Annotated in this window: 5 protein-coding genes and 1 pseudogene; all 6 read left to right on the top strand. The window is 37.8% G+C overall.

The genetic code is table 11. The features are described 5' to 3' along the window. The first annotated feature begins 392 nt into the window (after positions 1-392). The 6 genes and pseudogenes from HOO91_21535 to HOO91_21510 all read left to right on the top strand — a co-directional run bounded on the left by HOO91_21535 (position 393) and on the right by HOO91_21510 (position 20161). Positions 393-8057 (top strand): insecticidal toxin complex protein, encoded by a 7665-nt coding sequence (locus HOO91_21535; protein NOU20146.1) that lies wholly within the window; start codon positions 393-395, stop codon positions 8055-8057. A 253-nt stretch (positions 8058-8310) separates the two neighbouring features. Continuing rightward, positions 8311-8574, top strand: a complete 264-nt coding sequence (locus HOO91_21530) for a hypothetical protein (protein ID NOU20145.1) — start codon at positions 8311-8313, stop codon at positions 8572-8574. A 16-nt stretch (positions 8575-8590) separates the two neighbouring features. Next, on the top strand, positions 8591-9493 hold the full coding sequence (locus HOO91_21525; protein NOU20144.1) for a hypothetical protein: 903 nt from the start codon (positions 8591-8593) through the stop codon (positions 9491-9493). Between the two features lie 31 nt (positions 9494-9524). Next, positions 9525-9898: pseudogene (locus HOO91_21520) on the top strand (cupin domain-containing protein). Positions 9899-9962: 64 nt separating this feature from the next. Beyond that, positions 9963-10469, top strand: a complete 507-nt coding sequence (locus HOO91_21515; GenBank protein ID NOU20143.1) for a hypothetical protein — start codon at positions 9963-9965, stop codon at positions 10467-10469. 158 nt (positions 10470-10627) lie between these two features. Further along, a complete protein-coding gene (locus HOO91_21510; protein ID NOU20142.1) occupies positions 10628-20161 on the top strand; it encodes a hypothetical protein in 9534 nt (3177 codons plus the stop codon). Positions 20162-20304 lie beyond the last annotated feature (143 nt).

Here is a 20304-nt window from a genome sequence, read left to right as displayed (position 1 = left end):
GGGAGACCTATATTATACCCCTAATGTAATAAACATAACCTAAACTCTACTATTTCAAAGAACAATTTTTATCTTTTTTTCTTAAGTCAACGACATTGACTTATATATATATATTTTCTAAATTTACATTTCGTAAATATTATTCTGATTATTAAATACATACAATTCTTACGGTAACTCCATTTTTCTTAAGCATTCTGCTTTTTTAATCAAAATTTCTTTTCTGTTTTTACAAGCCTTTCAATTTTAACAATCGAAATATGAAACACCCATGTAATGCAGATTGCACAAACACGAATGAACAAAACATGGGTGTTCCATACGAACGTTAAAGAGTGTCAAAAGCACAAATGTAACTTATTGTAAATTAATAATATTAGAATTCTGAACGGATGAAAGAGCAATCTCAAAATAAAGCATCTTCTCAATTCCTTAAAACGGATGGAGGAAAAACCAAATCCAATGCAATTGAAGTACCTTCTATATCCTTACCTAAAGGTGGAGGTGCTATCAAAGGAATTGACGAAAAATTCTCCGTAAATGCAGTCAATGGCACTTCTTCTTTTTCATTGCCTCTTCCTTTTTCACCTGCAAGGGGAGCATCGCCATCATTAAGTCTTTCATATAGTTCCGGTGCTGGCAATAGCATTTTTGGCTTAGGTTGGAACTTGAGTTTAGGTTCAATCAAGCGAAAAACTGATAAAGGACTACCACAATATCTCGATTCTATTGACTCCGATACATTCCTGTTTTCTGAAGCCGAGGATTTAGTGCCAGAATTTAAAAAGAAACCAGATGGAAGTTTTCAATTGGATACAAAGGGCGAATACATCATAAACGAAAGAGATTCTAAGGATGGGCAATTTACAATCAGAAACTACAAACCACGCATTGAAGGATTATTTGCCCGAATAGAACGCTGGACAGAAAAAACATCGGGGAAAATTAAATGGCGGGTAATTACCAAAGAAAATATTACAACTCTTTTTGGATGGACTGATAATTCTATCATTTCAAATCCTGACGATGGTTTAAAAATATATGAGTGGCTTCCGGAGTTTGTGTTTGATGACAAGGGAAATTGTTCTCATTATATTTATAAAAAGGAAGACAAGGTTGGTTTTAACGAATCGCTGTTACATAATAGAAATAGGCTGAAGGATGGTGAGATTACATATACCAATCTCTACATCGATAAAATTCTTTACGGAAACAAAACTCCATTCAAACAATTCGGAGATGAACCCCTCCCTGAGACCGATTATATCTTCCAAACGGTTTTTGATTATGGCACATCATTAATAAATAATTCGTTTGAAAATATAAATCCTTGGGATTTCAGACCCGATGCTTTCTCGGACTACAAAGCCGGTTTCGAAATCAGAACCACACGATTGTGTAAACGAGTTTTATTATTTCATGTGTTTGAAGAATTAGCATTAAAGGCCGATAAATCAGATAAAAAAACACTGATAAAATCAATCAACTTTGAGTACGACACTTCAATTGAACAGGATTTTACTTTTTTGAAAGCGATTACTTCTTATGGTTATATAAAAAAACCTGATGGAACTTATTCTCATAAGAAACTCCCACCCATGGAGTTTAAATACCAAAAACATGATTGGAATAGAGATGTAAGAACAATATCCGCAGAAGATTTGGTGCATGCACCTGTGGGATTGGACGAACAGCAATATCAATTCACCGATTTATTTAACGAGGGATTATCGGGTATTCTAACCGAACAAGCCAATGGCTGGTATTACAAGCATAATCTAGGCGATGGGAAATTTGAGCAGGCCAAATTGGTATCTCCCAAACCATCTTTTGCCGGTCTTGGCGGACAATTACAATTGGCAGATTTAGATGCTGATGGAGGCAAACAGCTGGTCAGTTTTGGTGCTGAACCTAGAGGCTATTTTGAATTGGACGACGATAACGAATGGCAAGGATTACGTTCATTCAAAGCCCTGCCTAATATAAACTTCGGGGATGCTAATACCCGAATGTTGGATTTGAATGGTGATGGAAAACCTGATGTTGTCATTTCTGAAGACAATGTTTTTACCTGGTATGCCTCAGAGGGGAGAGATGGATTTGCAGCGGCACAAAAAACGACAAAACCGTTCGATGAAGAAGCTGGGCCACACATTGTCTTTGCTGATCAAAAGCAAACAATCTTCCTTGCCGATATGTCTGGCGATAGCCCAACAGATATAGTCCGAATCCGAAATGGAGAAGTTTGCTATTGGCCAAATTTGGGTTACGGAAAATTCGGTGCAAAAGTGGCTTTGGATAATTCTCCGATCTTTGATTATCCCGATGCTTTTAATCCTGCATACCTGCGATTGGCTGATATTGACGGTTCAGGAACAACAGATATTATCTATTTAGGTAAAAACAAATTCACTTGCTGGAAAAACCTAAGCGGTAATCGGTTTAGTACAACACCATTTGAAATTGACCCTTTCCCTGAGATTCATTCACAATCTAAAATAACAGTAATCGACTTGTTGGGGAATGGAGTAGCTTGTATTGTGTGGTCAAGCCCTTTAACGAAAGATAAAAATGCTCCTTTAAAATACATTGACCTTATGAACAGCAAGAAACCGCATATCATGGTTTCTTATAAAAACAATTTGGGCAAAGAAGTATCATTAGAATATACTCCTTCAACAAAATTTTATCTTGAAGATAAAAAAGCAGGAAAACCATGGGTTACGAAATTACATTTTCCTGTTCATTGTGTATCAAAAACCACAACGGAAGATAAAATATCAGGACATAAATTTGTATGCGAATATAAGTACCACCATGGCTATTACGATCATCCAGAAAGAGAATTTAGGGGTTTTGGAATGGTGGAACAAATAGATGCTGAAACATTTGAGCATGGGGTTAAAAGCGGAGCAACAAATATTACCGATGCCACTTTACACCAGGAGCCTATTGTTTCCAAATCATGGCATCACACAGGAGCATTTTTACAAAAAAATAAAATCCTCAATCAGTTTGCAAAGGATTACTGGTATGAGGAAATGCAACGGCAAGGATTTCCTGTTACACATCATGAAGTTGCGCTACCCGATGCCCGGTTAATTACAGCCCTAGGAATTGATCCTAAAATTATTGATCAACTTACTGCCCAAGAATGGCAGGAAGCCCTGAGAGCATGCAAAGGGATGGCACTTCGTTCAGAAACTTTTGCAAAGGATGCCATAAAATTTGATAACACTTATGAGGCAACTAAAAAGGAACTCACTCCTTTTTCAGTAGCTACGCATAATTGTGTAATTGAATTATTACAACCCAAAGGCAAAAACAAACATGCTGTATTTATTGTGAAGGAAAGCGAAGCCATCACTTTTAGCTATGAGAGAAATACGGAAGACCCTCGTATTGCCCATACGTTGAATATCAAATTAGACCAATATGGCAATGTATTGGAGTCCGCTTCGGTTGTTTACCCAAGGATTGAGGCAAAGATTCTGGAAGAAAGTTTGCTGCCAGAAGAAACGAAAGCAGAGCAAAGGAAAACGATTATCATTTATACTCAAAACCAATTTACCAATGATGTATTTGGAGATGACGTGCACCGATTGCCTTTGCCTTCTGAGGTAAAAACTTATGAGCTGAAAGGCGTTTCAAAAGCGAATACCTATTATGCGCTATCAGACTTTACAGACATTCTCTCTGACATAAAATCCGACACCGCTTTTTACCACCAATTGAACAAAACTCTGGTTGCTGGGAAAGCGCAAAAAAGACTCATCGAAAATATTCGAACCACCTATTACCGAAACAATTTAACTGGTGCTTTGCCCCTACATCATTTAGAGTCGTTGGCTCTGCCTTTTGAAAGTTATCAGTTGGGTTATACCCCTGAATTGGTTACAGATATATTTGACACAAAAGTCGATGCAGAACTTTTAAGCGATGGGAAATTCACCCACAGCGAAAGCGATAACAACTGGTGGATCCGTTCCGGCACAACTCAATTCAAAACAGGGATAGAAAGTCAAACAAATGCCCAAAATCGGTTCTACACTCCAATATCTTACACGGATCCTTATGGAGGCATAACTAAAGTAAAATACTATGGCTCCTATTTTCTTTTTATCGAAGAAACAGAAGATGCTTTAGGCAATAAGTCAAGAATTGAGCACTTGGACTTTAAAACAGACCCGACTAAAAAAGGATTTAACTTCCGTACACTTTCTCCTCAATGGTTGAAAGACATCAATGGCAATTTCTCTGAAGCCATTAGTGATGAGCTGGGCTTTGTAAAAGCGGTGGCAGTAATGGGCAAGGGCAATGAAGCCGATGATCTGATAGGTATTTCGGAAATAACAGATGAAACAGAATCAGCATCCATCCTTAGCTTTTTCCAAGCTCCAAACTCCTTTCTACTGACCAATATTGGAAAGAACTTATTAAACCATGCATCTTCAAGATTTGTATATGATTTTGAAACCTACGCTACATCTGGCAAACCCGCAGTCATTGCCTCCATTACCAGAGAAAAACATTTTAAACAACTGCCTGATTCACCCGTTCAAATAGCCTTTGAATATTCCAATGGCATTGGCGAAGTGGCAATGAAAAAAGTACAGGCAGAGCCGGGAATAGCCTATGCTAGTGATGGTGCAGGGGAAAGAGTATCGGTGAATACTACGCCATACCTGCGTTGGGTTGGTAACGGCAGAACCATAAAAAACAACAAAGGCAATCCTGTAAAACAATACGAACCCTATTTTTCGGTAACATGGCATTACGAAGATTGTAAAGAACTGGTGGAAACTGGCGTAACATCTATTATGTATTACGATGCAGCAGATCGATTGATTAAAACCGAAATGCCCGATGGCACTTTTTCAAAAATAGAATTCGATTCATGGAAACAAAAAGTTTACGATCAGAATGATACGGTAAAAGAAAGTGACTGGTATAAAAAAAGAACGGACAATACAAGAGCGGATTATATCAACGATGCACAGGAACAAACAGCCGCTGCGAAAGCTGCCAAACATGCTAATACGCCAAATGTTTTACACTTTGATACGCTTGGGCGACCAATATTATCCATTGACCACAATAAGAATATATCAACAGAAGCTGACGAATTTTACCGAACCAAAATTGAATTAGATATAGAAGACAACCTCCGCACTGTTACCGATGCTCGCGAAATATCTGAGAATGGGAATAAAGGTAATACCGTAATGCAATACAAATACGATATGCTGGGCAACAAGGTATATCAAAAAAGCATGGATGCTGGGCAACGCTGGTTATTGATTAATATTTTGGGTAAACCTCTCCGCACCTGGGATGAAAGAAACCATGAGTTTCAGTATTTCTACGATACAGCGCACAGGCCTACATATAGCAAAGTAATCGGTGGCGATCGAAAAAAAGCGGATGGTTCAGATGATCCGCTAGATAATATTTTTGATAGAATCATCTATGGCGAAAGCCTTTTGACTGGTTTAAGAACGAACGTAAACAGGTTTAACGAAGCCACTTTACAAAGCAGAAACATATTAGGACAGGTTATTCAACATTACGATACAGGAGGTTTAATAGACACTCCTGATTATGATTTTAAAGGACAGCCTTTAGCTACTACCAGAAAGTTATTTAAGAAATACAAAGAGGTTGCCAATTGGATAGATGCCAATTTAGGCAGCGATTTAGAAACTGGTTTTTTTACGTTTACTACAGAAACCGATGCCCTAGGAAGAATCACCCAACAAACAGCACCTGATGGCAGCATCATTACACCTTCCTACAACGAGGCAGGTCTGTTAGATAAGGAAACTGTTTTACACCCCGGAACAGCTGTGGCATCAACTTATATCAAAAATATTGACTACAATGAAAAATGGCAACGCAATTTTATTCAGTACGGCAATGGTGTATGGACAACTTATGAATACGATAAAACAACATTCCAGCTAACAAATCTGGTAAGCAACAAAAATGATAAAAACCTTCAGGATTTATTTTACACTTATGACCCTGCAGGAAACATCTTACGCATTGAAGACAAAGCAAATGATACCACCTTCTTTAAAAATATGCAGGTAGAACCTGTTAGTGAATTCATTTACGATGCCATATACCGTTTAAAAGAAGCAACAGGCAGGGAAAATGGCACTGCTCTGAATTTTGCCACCAATGACAACTGGAATGATAGCCCTAAAATGATCCCTCAACATCAGCCAGGTGATCCGATGGCTGTTGAACGCTATACTGAAATATACACATACGATGAGGTTGGTAACATAAAAGAGATGAACCATCCTAATAAATGGACACGAACTTATGAATACGAAACAAACAGCAACCGACTGAAATATACAACCGTTGGACAAGGCAATAATAGCTATACCTATAACTACCCACACCATGCGCAGCACGGCTACATAACAGTTATGCCGCATTTGCAGGAAATGGGCTGGAACTTTAAGGAAGAGCTGGTGAAAACAATACGCCAACGCCTTACTAACGGCGGCACTCCCGAAACTACCTACTACCAATACGACGGGCAGGGACAACGTATCCGAAAAATTACCGAGAACCAGGCAGAAGCAGGCAAAACACCCACGCCAAAAGACGAGCGGATTTACATTGCAGGATACGAACTTTACAAAAAACACAGCGGCCCTGATGCCGGACTGGAACGCACCAGCCTAAGCCTAATGGATAAGGAACACCGCTTTGTAATGATTGACACAGAAACAAAACTCAGAACATTATTAGGTTTACCTATAGGAAGAACCAGCCCCGAGCAAACAGTGCGCTACCAGTTGCATAACCATCTTGGCTCGGCATCCTTGGAGTTAGATAATTCGGCTCAAGTAATCAGCTATGAAGAATACCACCCTTATGGCACTACAGCATACCAAGCAAAAAATAAAGTTATAAAATGTGCTGCCAAACGTTATCGATATACTGGTATGGAACGGGATGAGGAAAGCGGTTTGGAGTACCATAGTGTGAGGTATTATGTGACTTGGTTGGGGAGGTGGTTGAGTTGTGATCCTATTGGATTTATTGATGGATATAATCTTTATACGTATTCAAAAAACAACTCGATAAAGTACATTGATAAAGATGGAAGACAGGGAAGTACGTCTGAACTTAATAACATTAATCCACTTTTAAGCTTTGACACTAATGGTATTACATTTGGTTCACAATTGTCCCCTGAAAACCTAAGATATAGATTAAACTGGAATGAAAGCAGAACTGTTACAGGTTCTGTCTTTGTCCCATCCGCTAAATTGAATGTTGATGATAGTTCAGTAGATGAAATGCAATCTAATAATCCTCAAGAAATTGATGAAAGCACTTCACCTCAAAGTACTCAACAAGAATCTACTGATTCAAAAGAAGGTTTTTGGGAAAGTATAGTTTCTGGAAAGGAAGAGCCAAGCTTTGGTAAGAGTTTAGTGCCGATCCTAGGTCCCGTTCAAAGTGCTAATTATCATTTTGATAAGGGAAATTATGTTCGTGGAACTTTTTGGACTGCCTTAGCAATTTCTGATGTTTTTCTCGCAGGTACGATTATAAAAGGAGTTGGAAAAATTATAATTAAGGGAGGATTAAAATTAACTGCTTCAGAATTTGTTCAAGGTTCCAAATTGGCATTAACTGGAAATTGGAGAGCTTTTGGTGAAACAGGAAGACTTCTTACAGGTAATGCAAAATATGGGTTATTGGAACTTTTTAGAAATCCTAGTGCTTTTAAAAATGTGAGTAGTCAGTATTGGCGCGGAACTGCAAATCAATTAGGTATGCAATTGCAACACTTATGGGCTATGAATAGTACTAGATGGGTTCCTCAAGGATTCAGAAATTGCGGGTTTAATCTACTTGAAGTACCAAAAGCATTTAATCATTGGATGAGTAATGGTGTAAGTAACCAAGTCCTCAGATTAGGTGTCGAAACATTACTTAAAGCAGACTTCCTCAGTTCTTATGCATTAACGCAATGGATGTTTGATTTAAATGATGAAAACTCTTCAACTGAAGAAAATGGACCGTAATGGCTGGGGATGCGGGGCATCCCCAGCTGGCGGGGACTTGTAGTCTTTGCCTATTAAAACAATACATTAAAACCATGAAAACAACAACAAAACCAATAGCAAAGCAAACCATAAAAAGCAAAATAGCAGAAATGGCAGAGCTAAATAAAGATACGGGCATTCCCTGCTGGCGCAGACTTACAGCCTGTGCCAAATAAGCACAACAAGATAAACTAGTAAAACAGTATTAAAAAACTTTTAAAACATAACAGCCATGGCAAAGAAACCCATAAATGAAAAAAATTCGAAAATAGTTGAATTATATAAAGATTCAAGTATTACCGAATTGCTAAATGATTTGGTAGCCACAGGTACTTGGCCTATACCGGAAAAGCCAATAACAGGCAGTAGAAGTGTGGCAATTGAAACAGTACCGCTACCAGAAAGGCCTAGAAAATTGAAAGGATTACTGGAAGAATTGATTAGGGAAATTGGGGAGAAAAAGGTTGGGGAGGTGTTGAAATATGATAATGTTTAACTTCAAATAAAGGACTATGGAAGACATTGGACGCAACACAAAAGTACGCCTTAACAATGGTGAAATTGTTGAAGGTTGGGTTTATGCTGAAACATCTCAGGCTTTCTATGTCGCCTTGGATATCAATGGTGAAAATATCAGGTTGATACTGCGAGGGAAGTATCAGAGTATTAGTTTTAGCGACGAGAATATTTCGGAAGTGATAAAAGCCAGATGCCCTGAACCTAAGGCAATTTATGACTTAGAAGAGTTATTAAACAAACCTCTTAAAACTGCCTTAAGTAAAATTGATCAGAATCGTATTTCCAGAATAGGGCAAAAATTCAATGCGGTACAATTAGAATTAATGTATTATGAACGAATGCATTACATTGATAAGCAAGCATTAATCCTTGTAGTAAATGCATTTGACGCGAATAAGGAACTACTCGAAGAACTGTCAACATCTAAAATTGACAAGTTAATCCTAAAACATGCGGAGGCAATTCAAAAGGTAATCTCACCAACAATAATTCCTTTGATTGATGGATATACTCATCTCCTTGACATAGATCAGCTTATTCATCTAGCTAAAGAACAAAATCTCATCTCAGAAACTAACCTTGGTAGATTGTATTCCGATAAAATTAAGTCAGATGATATTTTGGAGCTAGATGAAGAGCAAGAAAAAACTAAAGAGGATAATCATCCAAGAAGGATAAGAAAGATTTCTGCTGGGTTAAAGATTGCCAGTGGAGGTTTACTTACAGTAGCAAACATTACCATTGGCAGTTTGGTTGGAATTGTATCAGCCTTGCCAACTTTAGCGATTGGCGGAGCAGTTAGTCCCTCTGTAAGTATTGCTACATCAATTCATACTGGAATAAATACAATTTGCGATGGTCTCAAGGATTTAGCGGCTGCCAAAGAAGGTAAGTAACATTAAAAAATCAGTTAAATCTTAAATTACCATGTACCAAACAACCAAACTCAAAGACAAACCCGATGACATCGCTCCCGATGGTTCGGAGATATACCTTCTTACAAATCTAAAAGGGGGTGGGATGTGCGTTTGCCAATTGCCAACTGGCAAAACTTCAAAGGCAGTATGCCATAGAACTGTTGAAGAGATGTGGTTTTTCTTATCCGGAGAGGGCGAGGTATGGCAAAAAATGATATCAGAGAAGAAATTACACCTGTATGCAAGGATACAGCAATCACAATTCCCTTAGGTTGCCATTTCCAATTTCGGAGTACGGGTAGTAAACCACTAAAGTTCGTAATTACTACAATGCCTCCCTGGCCAGGAAAAGATGAGGCATTTTTTGTGGAGGGAAAATGGTAAAACTAAATTCTGCACTATACATCTACAAATAATTAATTCTAAAAAATAATTGGAGGACAATAAAATGGAAAACTCTGAAACCATAGGAAATCTTGAACTTCTGGTAAAACTTGCCAGTTTTGGTGCAGCAGGTATCAGCATCTTGGCCGTTTTTCTTATTGGAATAAAAATATTTAACCTGCCAAACGATACATCACCCGTTAAAGCCTCGCTTCTAAAATTCTTTATGGGCATGTGCATATTTATGACCATTATTTGCGGGATATCTAGCTGGGCTAATGCCTACTACACACACAACAAAGTAACGGAAGCCAAGGACAATCTTAACAAACTTAGCGTGAGGTATAAAAGCGAATCTGATAAGATGAAGCGAGAAAAGAGCCTGATTCAAGCCTCTTTAAATAACATTAGGAATCAGTTCGGAATGGCTCTGACTCCCGCCTCAAGGGAAAACCTCAGAAACGAAATAGAGAGGACAAATATTAATCTGCAACATCTTCAAATTGCACCAATTGACACAGTGCTTAGTGAAATAAAGAAATCTAAAAACAACATTAAACCAAAGCCTTAATACAAGAACACCCTTTATACTTTCTGTATTTACTGGACTAAATCTTTTAAATAACATTTGTATTTAATTCTTAAATCCCAACTGGCGCAGACTTGCAGTCTGTGCCAAATAAACACAATAAGTGATACAGTATTAAAAACTTTTAAAACATAACAGCCATGGCAAAGCAACCCAAAAATGAAAACCAATTCAGTAAAAGGATAGGTTTCTTCAAAAACGATTTGAAAAGCAATGTTTTGCAAAATGCTTTCAATAACCTATATGAGGAAAAAGGGGGTAATTGGGCTGCAATAAAACCTGAGTTGACAGAGGAAAAAGGGTTTAACCCTGATACGGTTAAGAACCTTGAATTTACACATAATCTTGCCCAATGGGGCAATGAAAATGAGAATCTGATTTCAATTTTTCAAAAGGACAATCAAACTAATTCAATGCGCGATATCGCTTTAAAATTTAATAAAGCAACATTTATAGAAAAGGTTAAGGTTTCTTTTACTGCTAAAACTGAGGTAGAAAAGAATACTCTTTCAGTAAAGCTTTACAATGAACTTTTCCAAGAGGAACCAACCGCAATGCTGGTGAACATGGTGAAAGATCCTCAAATTCCCATATTGAATAACGCAATTGGCGGCTATACTGCTGATATTTTTGGGAATCATCCAGATTTCAATATTAAAACTGATTCAATTTATAATATTATTTGTGATGCAAAAGCATTTGAAAATATTCCGGTGGAGAATCATGAAGATATTATAGCACAAATGAAGATATTAAAGCGTATTACAGGCCTAAGCCCTATTCCTGACGCAATCCCTGTGCTTTATAATGCAAAACTGTATACCTCCATGCAGATTTCAGCCACCCCTCCAAAGCAGTTTGTAAAAATGATGGTGGGTAAAGGATTAGACGAAAATGTTCTCATGCAGATTCATGCCAATGCCCAGCACACCCGCGTCCGAAACGAACAAATGCTGATTGCACTAAGGGAGGCATATACAGGTACAGGCATTGATATGATAGATAAGAGCCTATGTGTTTTTGAAGATAAGCAAGAAAATCAAAAAGATAACCAGAATACAGCTCGATACATGACATATAATAGTGGTAGCGTAGAGTCAAAGCCGCTTTCTGTTGTATCTGGAATAAAAATTAATACCAAACTTATAACAGAGTTCTATGATCATTTTAGAGGTTTACTAAAGAAAAACAACCTTTCCTGGGATTTGCTTTTTGGTGATGCGGATTTCTGCGAATGTGGGGAGTGCAACTCGGTGTATAGCCCTGCGGCCTACTTCGTAGAATTGTTGCAATACTTAAGGAATAACAATCTTGATCCTGAAAATCCATTCACAGAACTAAAAGGAATAGTCGGCACTCCACTTGAAAAATTCTTTAACCGTCGGCCCGATCTGAGATGTCTAGAGTTAACGTGTAAGAATACCAATACCATTTTACCCTACGTGGACTTGGTCAACGAGGTAATGGAAAACTACGTGGCCTCCAAAAGCCTCAAACCATATAACGTAGATGATGAGACCAGTAGCGAGCTGCTTGCCGAACCGCAGCACACCACCTACAAGGCGTATTGCATGCTGAAGAACGCCGTATATCCTTTCACCTTGCCCTATCATCAACCAATCGATGCCACTAGAATATACCTGAACTACTTAGATACCAGTCGCTATGAATTGATAAAAACGTTCAGGGTGAGTAATAGCGGAAATGATCAGAATCTTTCCAACCTAAAAGATGAGGTTGTCAACAAGGCGGTTGATGCTGAGTTTTTAGGAATCACCAAAGAGGAGTACATCATCCTCACCAAGGAATGCTTTATTAAAAATGAATTGAAAAATATTCTTGACGATAAAAACTATTCCTATGACGAGTATAAATCGAAAATTGGTGTAAAGCCCGATTATGAATACTACGGCTATCATGATGAGGCTACCATGCGGGGTGATGAAGGTCTTACCCTCATTAAAAAAGAATTTCTTCGCCGGACAGGGATTGAATACAAAGATCTGACCGATTTGATAAAGACCGAATTTATCAATCCTCTTTTACCAAAGGGTAAGTCGAAAATTATCATGGAGAGCCTGCGCTTCAGCTACAGGTTTTTACAGAATTATGCCAAAATGGTAGGTGGTATTAAAATGGCGGAAGATCTGGTGAAACTGGAAAAATTTGCTGATTTGTTTTCTTCCTTTAAAGAAAATGTAGAAATAATGATCGGTAAAAAAACGCTACGTTGCCCAAATCAATCAAAGGAGCATTTGGAAATATCAGAAAAAGACCTTGTGCTCTGGGCGAAATGTAATTTCAAAAAAGTGGGGGAAATGATCGTTATTGAAACGGGAACAGATTATTCAACTGGAACAATTTTTTATTCACACATTATAACAACAAATAATCTTGGAGAGAAACAAAAAAAAGAAATAGGTTGTATTGAAGACTATCAGATATTTTATTATGCAGATAATAATGATTCTGTCAAAATTGGAGATATTAACAGAATTACTGGAGAAATAATTCTTGACAAAAATCAGCAATCAATATATAGTAAGTTTAAACTGGTTAATTTATCATTTGTTGGGCACAATGGAGAAAGAGGTATTTTTTGGTTTATTGAGTACAAATTACATTTGATTTTTATAGAACAGAAAGATAACTGCAACATTAACACAGCCTTACTCCAGCATTTAGACGGAACTCCGTTGTATAGTGCTGAATACGATAAAATACAACGTTTTATCCGTTTATGGCGAAAACTGGGCTGGACAATAGATGAAACGGATAAGGCAATTGTTGCATTGTCCACGATGAAGAACAATGACGAAAAAACTAATAATACTATTATCGATACAGGTTGTGGTGGTGATAGTGTGGATGAATGCAATGACGATGAATGCGATGAATGTAACGAAGAAAATAGATCCAAGAAATACGATATTAACCCCGAATTGATTCATCAGCTTGCCGCTGTAAAGAAAATTCTGGACAAAACTGGTCTTGAACTTATAAAGCTACTCACTTTTTGGGGTCCGATAAGTACGGCGGGGGAGAAATCGTTATACCAACGCCTGTTTTTGACTCATAACATGTTGGGAATAGATGATGTGTTTAAGGCAGATGAAAAAGGGGATTTCCTGAGTAAAGAAACCAAATTGCTTGATCATGTTCCAGTAGTGATGGCAGCTTTGAACCTTTCCGCCGATGACATCCTTGCCATTAAGGAAGAAATGAGAATGGCAGATAAATTGACCTTGGAGAATTTATCCATTCTTTATCGCTTTCGTTTATTATCGAAAGTGTTGGGATTAAGGATTCCGGCTTTTATTCTAGTCCTTAAAATATTTGGAGATGTATTCAAAGATGCTGACTCCACGCTGAAGTTCCTGAAAACATGGGGGAAGATGGAAGACGCAGGCTTTACGCACCAACAATTGAATTATATCATCAACGATATTGATGACGAAAAGAAACCATTTACCCCATCCAAAAAAGAGATTTTGCTTCTGAGCAAAACTTTATATGATGGTCTGAATGCTATTGACGAGACCCATAAAGATTTGGTAGCCGACAGCAAAATTACCGATTCCAGCTTGCAGGAGAAAAACATTCAGGAACAGGCCACAAGTGAGTTGGTTCGTACTAAAGCGGGGTTGATCTTCGAAACGGAAACTGTGGATAAAATCATCGGGTTACTTGAAGGAACAATCGTATTCAAAACCAACGCACCTTATAATCTTGACTTTACTTTTGTTGATGTAAATAAAGAGAAGCATGATAAATTGGCTGAGACAGCAACGCTTAAGAATAAACTGAAATATGACAAGGTTGGGAGCATTCAGATTACTGGAATTCTGACTGATGCGGAAATTAATACTTATAAACTATTCGCAAACGACACCGATCTTAAATGGAATATAGACCCAACTACATGGACAAATGCACTGACACGCATTCAGAATCAACAGGCAAAACTATTTAACGAACTACTTTCGGGAGTATTCGACAGTAATACTACTTTGGCGGATGATGTAAAAGCTAATCTGAAGAAAGATATTAAGGAGGGTGATGTATCCGTTTCGTTAGACAAACTCGCAGAAAATGAAAACGATCCCAATACTGCCCCCCGAAAAAGAGTTGCGTTTCTAACAATATTTTTGCCTTATCTGCGACAGCAACTATCGCATCGATTCGTATCCGAAACACTTACTAACTTTACAGGACTTGAAGCAAAGATTACCGATATATTGGTATCGCAAATACTGTGTTTAAATGATAAACCCATTTACGACTTATTTGAAAAAATTAAGCAAAGTGCTAAACAGGGTGAAACTAGTTGGAATGGATACCTAGCCCCTACTGTGGATTCAGATTATACAATTATTGTCAAGAACAGTAACTCCAAGCCACAAATCATCTTCGAAAACATTGAGTTAAATTATGTCCAACAAGATGAACCAACCGATGAGTGGTGGAGTGGGGATAATCCGCATCTAAAACAGCTACAAACTGGAAGACTTTATAAAATCGCTATAAAAGGGATTGATCTGAAAAACATTTACTGGAAAACCCTAACTTCTTCTATTACGCAAATCCCTTTATCTGTGCTGATTCCAGATTTTACCTCTGATGAATGCAAACCCGCATTGACTAAATTGGTAAAAGCATCCATGCTTATTTCTACTTTCAGTTTAGGCAGGGATGAAATCTTGTTTTTTGAAAATCACAAAGTCAATTTCGCCAACCTTGACTTTAACAATCTAACGCTTGAGCACTGGTTGCGTTTGGAAGCCTATGTCAGATTGCGCAATTCATTGCCACAATCCAAACTAAACATGCTCGACTTCTGGAAGTGGACGAATGACAATGCTTCAGAAGCAACAGAACTTTGCGGGAAAATTGCAGATCTTACCTCATGGAAAAAAGAACGCATCGAAAAACTTATTGACAAAGACCATTTCAATCTCACTAAACTAGAAGATTATCTCAATGAAATCAACTTACTTAAACTGCAAAAAGCCCTTGCCGTTGCTGATAAAATTGGCATTCATACAGATTTACTTTTCAAGTGGGCTGCTCCTGGTCCTAAGTTCAGACCTTCCAAAAATATAGCATATAGCATTAAAAATGCCATCCGTGCAAAATACAACCAAACCGACTGGGAGCAGGTTGCCAAGCCACTCCACGATAAGCTTCGCAACAACCAGAGGGATGCATTGATAGGTTTCCTGTTGCAACAGGATGAATTGAAAAAATGGGAAGTTACTGATGCCGATGGACTTTTTGAGTATTTCCTTATAGATGTGCAAATGGACGCCGTGATGGAAACATCACGCATTAAGCAGGCAATTTCATCGGTGCAATTATTCATTCAACGGTGCTTTTTGGGGTTGGAAGAGGAGCACAATAACATAAGTCCAAATATTTTGGACAGAAATCGTTGGGAGTGGATGCAGCGGTACCGGGTTTGGGAAGCCAACCGTAAAGTATTCCTCTACCCTGAAAACTGGATCGAGAGCCACCTTCGCGACGACAAGAGCCCATTCTTCAGGGAACTGGAAAGCGAACTCCTACAAAAAGATATAACCAAACAAAATGTAACCGATGCTTTGAAAGCCTATCTCTATAAAGTGGATGAAGTGGCAAATATGGAGGTAGTGGGGTTATATATTGAAGGGGAAAGAGAAAGGGAAATTATACAAACACAGACACAATGGAGTAAAGGGTCTAAACTTCATGTATTTTCCCGTACACGAAATGCTCCATATTTCTTTTATTACCGCTATCTGGAATTGGATACAAAGAACTGGTATCCTTGGGAAAAAATGCAGGTGGATATTCCGACTTATGATGTTGAATATAGTTTCTTCAGGAAAATATTTGAAAACAGCCTAATTAATTTAAAGAAGATACTACCGCAAAATTATGAAAGCGAAACAAAATTTTTAAGATCCATTTCAGAAAAGAAAGGTAATCAACAATATTTAATGCTTAAGACAACGGATCTAACAGACGAAAATAGATCGGAGTTAAATAAGGTGCTTGAGAATAATGATTTAAAAAATATATTGTTTGAAAAAATACATGATAATGGATGTTTCCTTACACCAGTAGTTTGGAATAATCGACTATTGATCTTCTTCCCTCAAATAATGAAGAAAACAAAACCTAATCCAGCTTCATCAAGTGGGAGTTATAATGCATTGGGGAATAATGAAAAGGGAATTGAAAATTCAAAACCGATAGAGTACTATGAAATAAAAATGACCTGGAGTGAATATAGGAATGGAAAGTGGACGCAAAAACAGTTAAGCAAAGATGCTATTGATTCATGCTCAATTGATTCAACACACGATATTCAATATTTTAAATTTATTCCTGTTATTTATGATGAGAAAATAATAATTAATGTTGATGATTTTTTAGATAACGATGGCGATTATAGAGGTGCGTTTGAATTTAACGGAACAGTATTAAATGTTATCGATGAAATAAATACTGAACCTATTTCTATTGATTATTTTAATCAAGCCAATGGCAAATTATACTCTTGGCAAATGGTTTCTGATTCAACTCCGCCAACAAGACAATATACGAATATCTATTTCGAAGAAAATACAGAAAAAAAAGAACTGCTAAAGGTTTTGAATAATTCTGAAATTAATTTCTATCATCCCTATACCCATGATTTGCTTGGCAAGATTAATACCAGTGAACTAAAGGATTTCTTTAATTATAAAATGCCAGATAGCGACTTCCCGAGTGCCTTTGGGTTTTATGATCCCGATGGAAACTCTTCAACCAAAAATGCGATTTATCATGAACTTAAATGTCCGTATTCACTATACAATTGGGAGTTATTCTTTCATACGCCCATACTATTAGCTGATGCTTTGAGCAAAGCCCAGCACTTTGAAGAAGCCATGAAGTGGTATCATTTCGTATTTAATCCACTTGCTGATGGGTATGATGATATGCGTTTTTGGCAATTTCTTCCGTTCAAAAACATCAACAGCCAAAGGGTTTTAGATGGTATTTTCAACAACTTGAAACCAAACACGCCCGATTCAGACATTACCGAATGGAGGGATAAACCCTTTATGCCACATGTGGTTGCACGTAGCCGTCCGGTTGCCTATATGAAATGGGTGGTGATGAAATATATTGATAATATTATTGAATGGGGCGATTACTTGTTCCGGCAGGATACCATTGAAAGTATCAATCAGGCAACTCAGCTCTACATATTAGCAGGTCACATCATGGGACCAAAGCCCATGATGATTCCGAAGCGTGGCAGAATCAAACCTCAAACCTATCTCAATTTGCTGGATAAATGGGATGCTTTCGGCAACGCCATGATTGAAATGGAGACCATACAGGGCTACAGCAATCAAACAACCTTGCCAATTAATTTCATTAATAACGAAATCGTTTTGGCCAATATATATGGAACGGCTTCGTCCCTGTATTTCTGCATTCCAAACAATCCAAAACTTATGGGATATTGGGACACTATAGCCGACAGGCTATACAAAATAAGACATTGCCAGAACATTGAAGGGGTATTCCGTAAACTGCCATTGTTTGAACCACCTATTGATCCTGCTTTGCTGGTGAAGGCAGTTGCACAGGGTTTAAGCATTGCGTCAGTGCTAAACGACCTCAATACGCCCATGCCTAACTACCGATTTTACTATCTACTTCAAAAAGCACTCGAATTGTGCAATGAATTGAAATCTTTAGGTGGGGCTCTGCTTTCGGCCATAGAGAAAAAGGATAATGAAACCATTGCATTGATCCGTGCGAAACACGATGGTGTGATGCAAAACCTCGTGATGGAAATCAAGAAAAAACAGTTGGATGAAGCACAGAAGAATTTGGAAAGTCTGCAACAAAACCGCAAAGGGCCTGAAGAAAGAATGAAATATTATTTGAAGCTAAGTGGCAAAGAGGAAAGTTTGGTGCCTTCTGATACATCCGAATTCAATGGCATACCCAATGATATTGTAACTGTGAATGGGGACAGCGGTTTGAAATTAATAAAATATGAAAAAGAGGAGATGGATAAAGCTGATGAAGCAAGACAAAAACAAGTAGATGTAGGAAAAAAGGAGTTTTTAGCAAGTATTTTACATTTATTACCTACAGCAAGTATTGATGCAAAGCCAATCGGAATTGGCATAGGATTTCAGTTTGGCGGGCCATTTTTAGGGGGAGCGATGCAAGCATGGGCAAAATATTTACAGAATGATGCAAATGAAATCTCTTATAAATCAACCAATGCTGGCAAAAAAGGTGGCTTCACCCGTGCCTTGCAAGAACGTATTTTCCAAGCCAATGCTGCCGGGTATGAGTTGAAACAAATAGATAAACAAATCACCGCACAACAAATACGCATAGAGATAGCCAACCAGGAAATAGCCAACCAACAGAAGGCAATAGATAATGCCAATGAAATGGAAGAATTTATCAAGAACAAATACACAAACGAAGAGCTATACACATGGATGCGGGGAAGTTTAAAAACCCTATACCATCAGGTATATAACCTTGCGTATGAACTCGCCAAAAAAGCCGAAAAGACCTATTGTTTCGAGAGGGGAATTAGTAGTTCCAATTTTATACAGGCAGGGTATTTTGATGCAGGCAGGGATGGTTTGCTGGCAGGCGAACAACTTTATGTGGGTTTAAAACAGCTGGAGGCAGCTTATCAGAACGAGCGTGGGCACGATTACGAGATAACCAAGCATATTTCTTTGAGGCAAATCAATCCATTGGCATTGATAGAACTTCGTGAAAATGGTAAGTGCGAATTTGCATTCCCTGAAGTATTATTTGATATGGACTATCCCGGTCACTATAAACGTCGTATAAAAACGGTGTCAATATCCATTCCTTGCATCGTGGGGCCTTACACGGGAATAAACGCCACCTTTTCCCTTTTGGAGAACAAATTCAGGAACACCGCTATAGGCGGCAAAAAATATGAAGAGGATACCGAAGAGACCGATACCCGTTTCACTACGTACAATATTCCAATTCGTGCTATTGCCGCCAGCACAGCCCAAAACGAAAGCGGTATGCATGAACTCAACTTCAAGGACGAACGGTACTTACCATTCGAAGGTGCTGGGGTTATCAGCTGGTGGCGGATAGAATTGCCAGAGGTAAAACAATTTGACTACCAGACTATTTCCGATGTTATTATTCATGTCCGGTACACATCGAGTGAAGGAGGCGAACGATTGAAAAAATCAGCCATCGAATCGGTACAGAAATTTATGAACGCAAATGAAGAATTGGCAAAAGATCAAGGTTTGTTTACCATCATTGATTTAAAGCATGATATGACTTCAGAATGGAATAAAACTTTTAGTTCCGAAAAAGTGGAAGAGCTTTATGAGATGGATTTAAGCAGGATAAAACAGTTTCTTCCATTCTACTTGAATTCTGCCGAGCAATTGCCAGTAGTTACAGATGTTATAATTGCAACAGACAGTAGTGTTATAAATGATTATAAGTTAAACGAAAAACCATTTGCCAACAATATTGAAATGGGTAAATTACATATATCATCAATATCAGAAGAGATTAAAATTGACGAGGCTTGGAGTCTGCAACTACCTAAATCAGTCAAAGATGCAAAACAATGCCATTTAATAGTGAGAATGACAAAATAAGTTAATCAATAATTTCTTTTTGAGGTGTTTATTTAAGCACTAATTTTAACATTCTGATATGTAATGGGATCACCTTCAACCATTCGAACAATAAGTTTATGAAAAATGGTTTGCTTATGTATCGATCTGTTGATCCTAAAGCA

The organism is Bacteroidales bacterium (assembly GCA_013141385.1).
Lineage (GTDB): Bacteria > Bacteroidota > Bacteroidia > Bacteroidales > Tenuifilaceae > UBA8529.
Note: the sequence above shows the minus strand (reverse complement) of the source record. Positions and strands in the feature narration are given on the sequence as shown.

Excerpts from the sequence above, each read along its gene's own strand:
- HOO91_21535 (NOU20146.1), top strand. The coding sequence starts at position 393 with ATGAAAGAGCAATCTCAAAATAAAGCATCTTCTCAATTCCTTAAAACG.
- HOO91_21530 (NOU20145.1), top strand. The coding sequence starts at position 8,311 with ATGGCAAAGAAACCCATAAATGAAAAAAATTCGAAAATAGTTGAATTA.
- HOO91_21525 (NOU20144.1), top strand. The coding sequence starts at position 8,591 with ATGGAAGACATTGGACGCAACACAAAAGTACGCCTTAACAATGGTGAA.
- HOO91_21515 (NOU20143.1), top strand. The coding sequence starts at position 9,963 with ATGGAAAACTCTGAAACCATAGGAAATCTTGAACTTCTGGTAAAACTT.
- HOO91_21510 (NOU20142.1), top strand. The coding sequence starts at position 10,628 with ATGGCAAAGCAACCCAAAAATGAAAACCAATTCAGTAAAAGGATAGGT.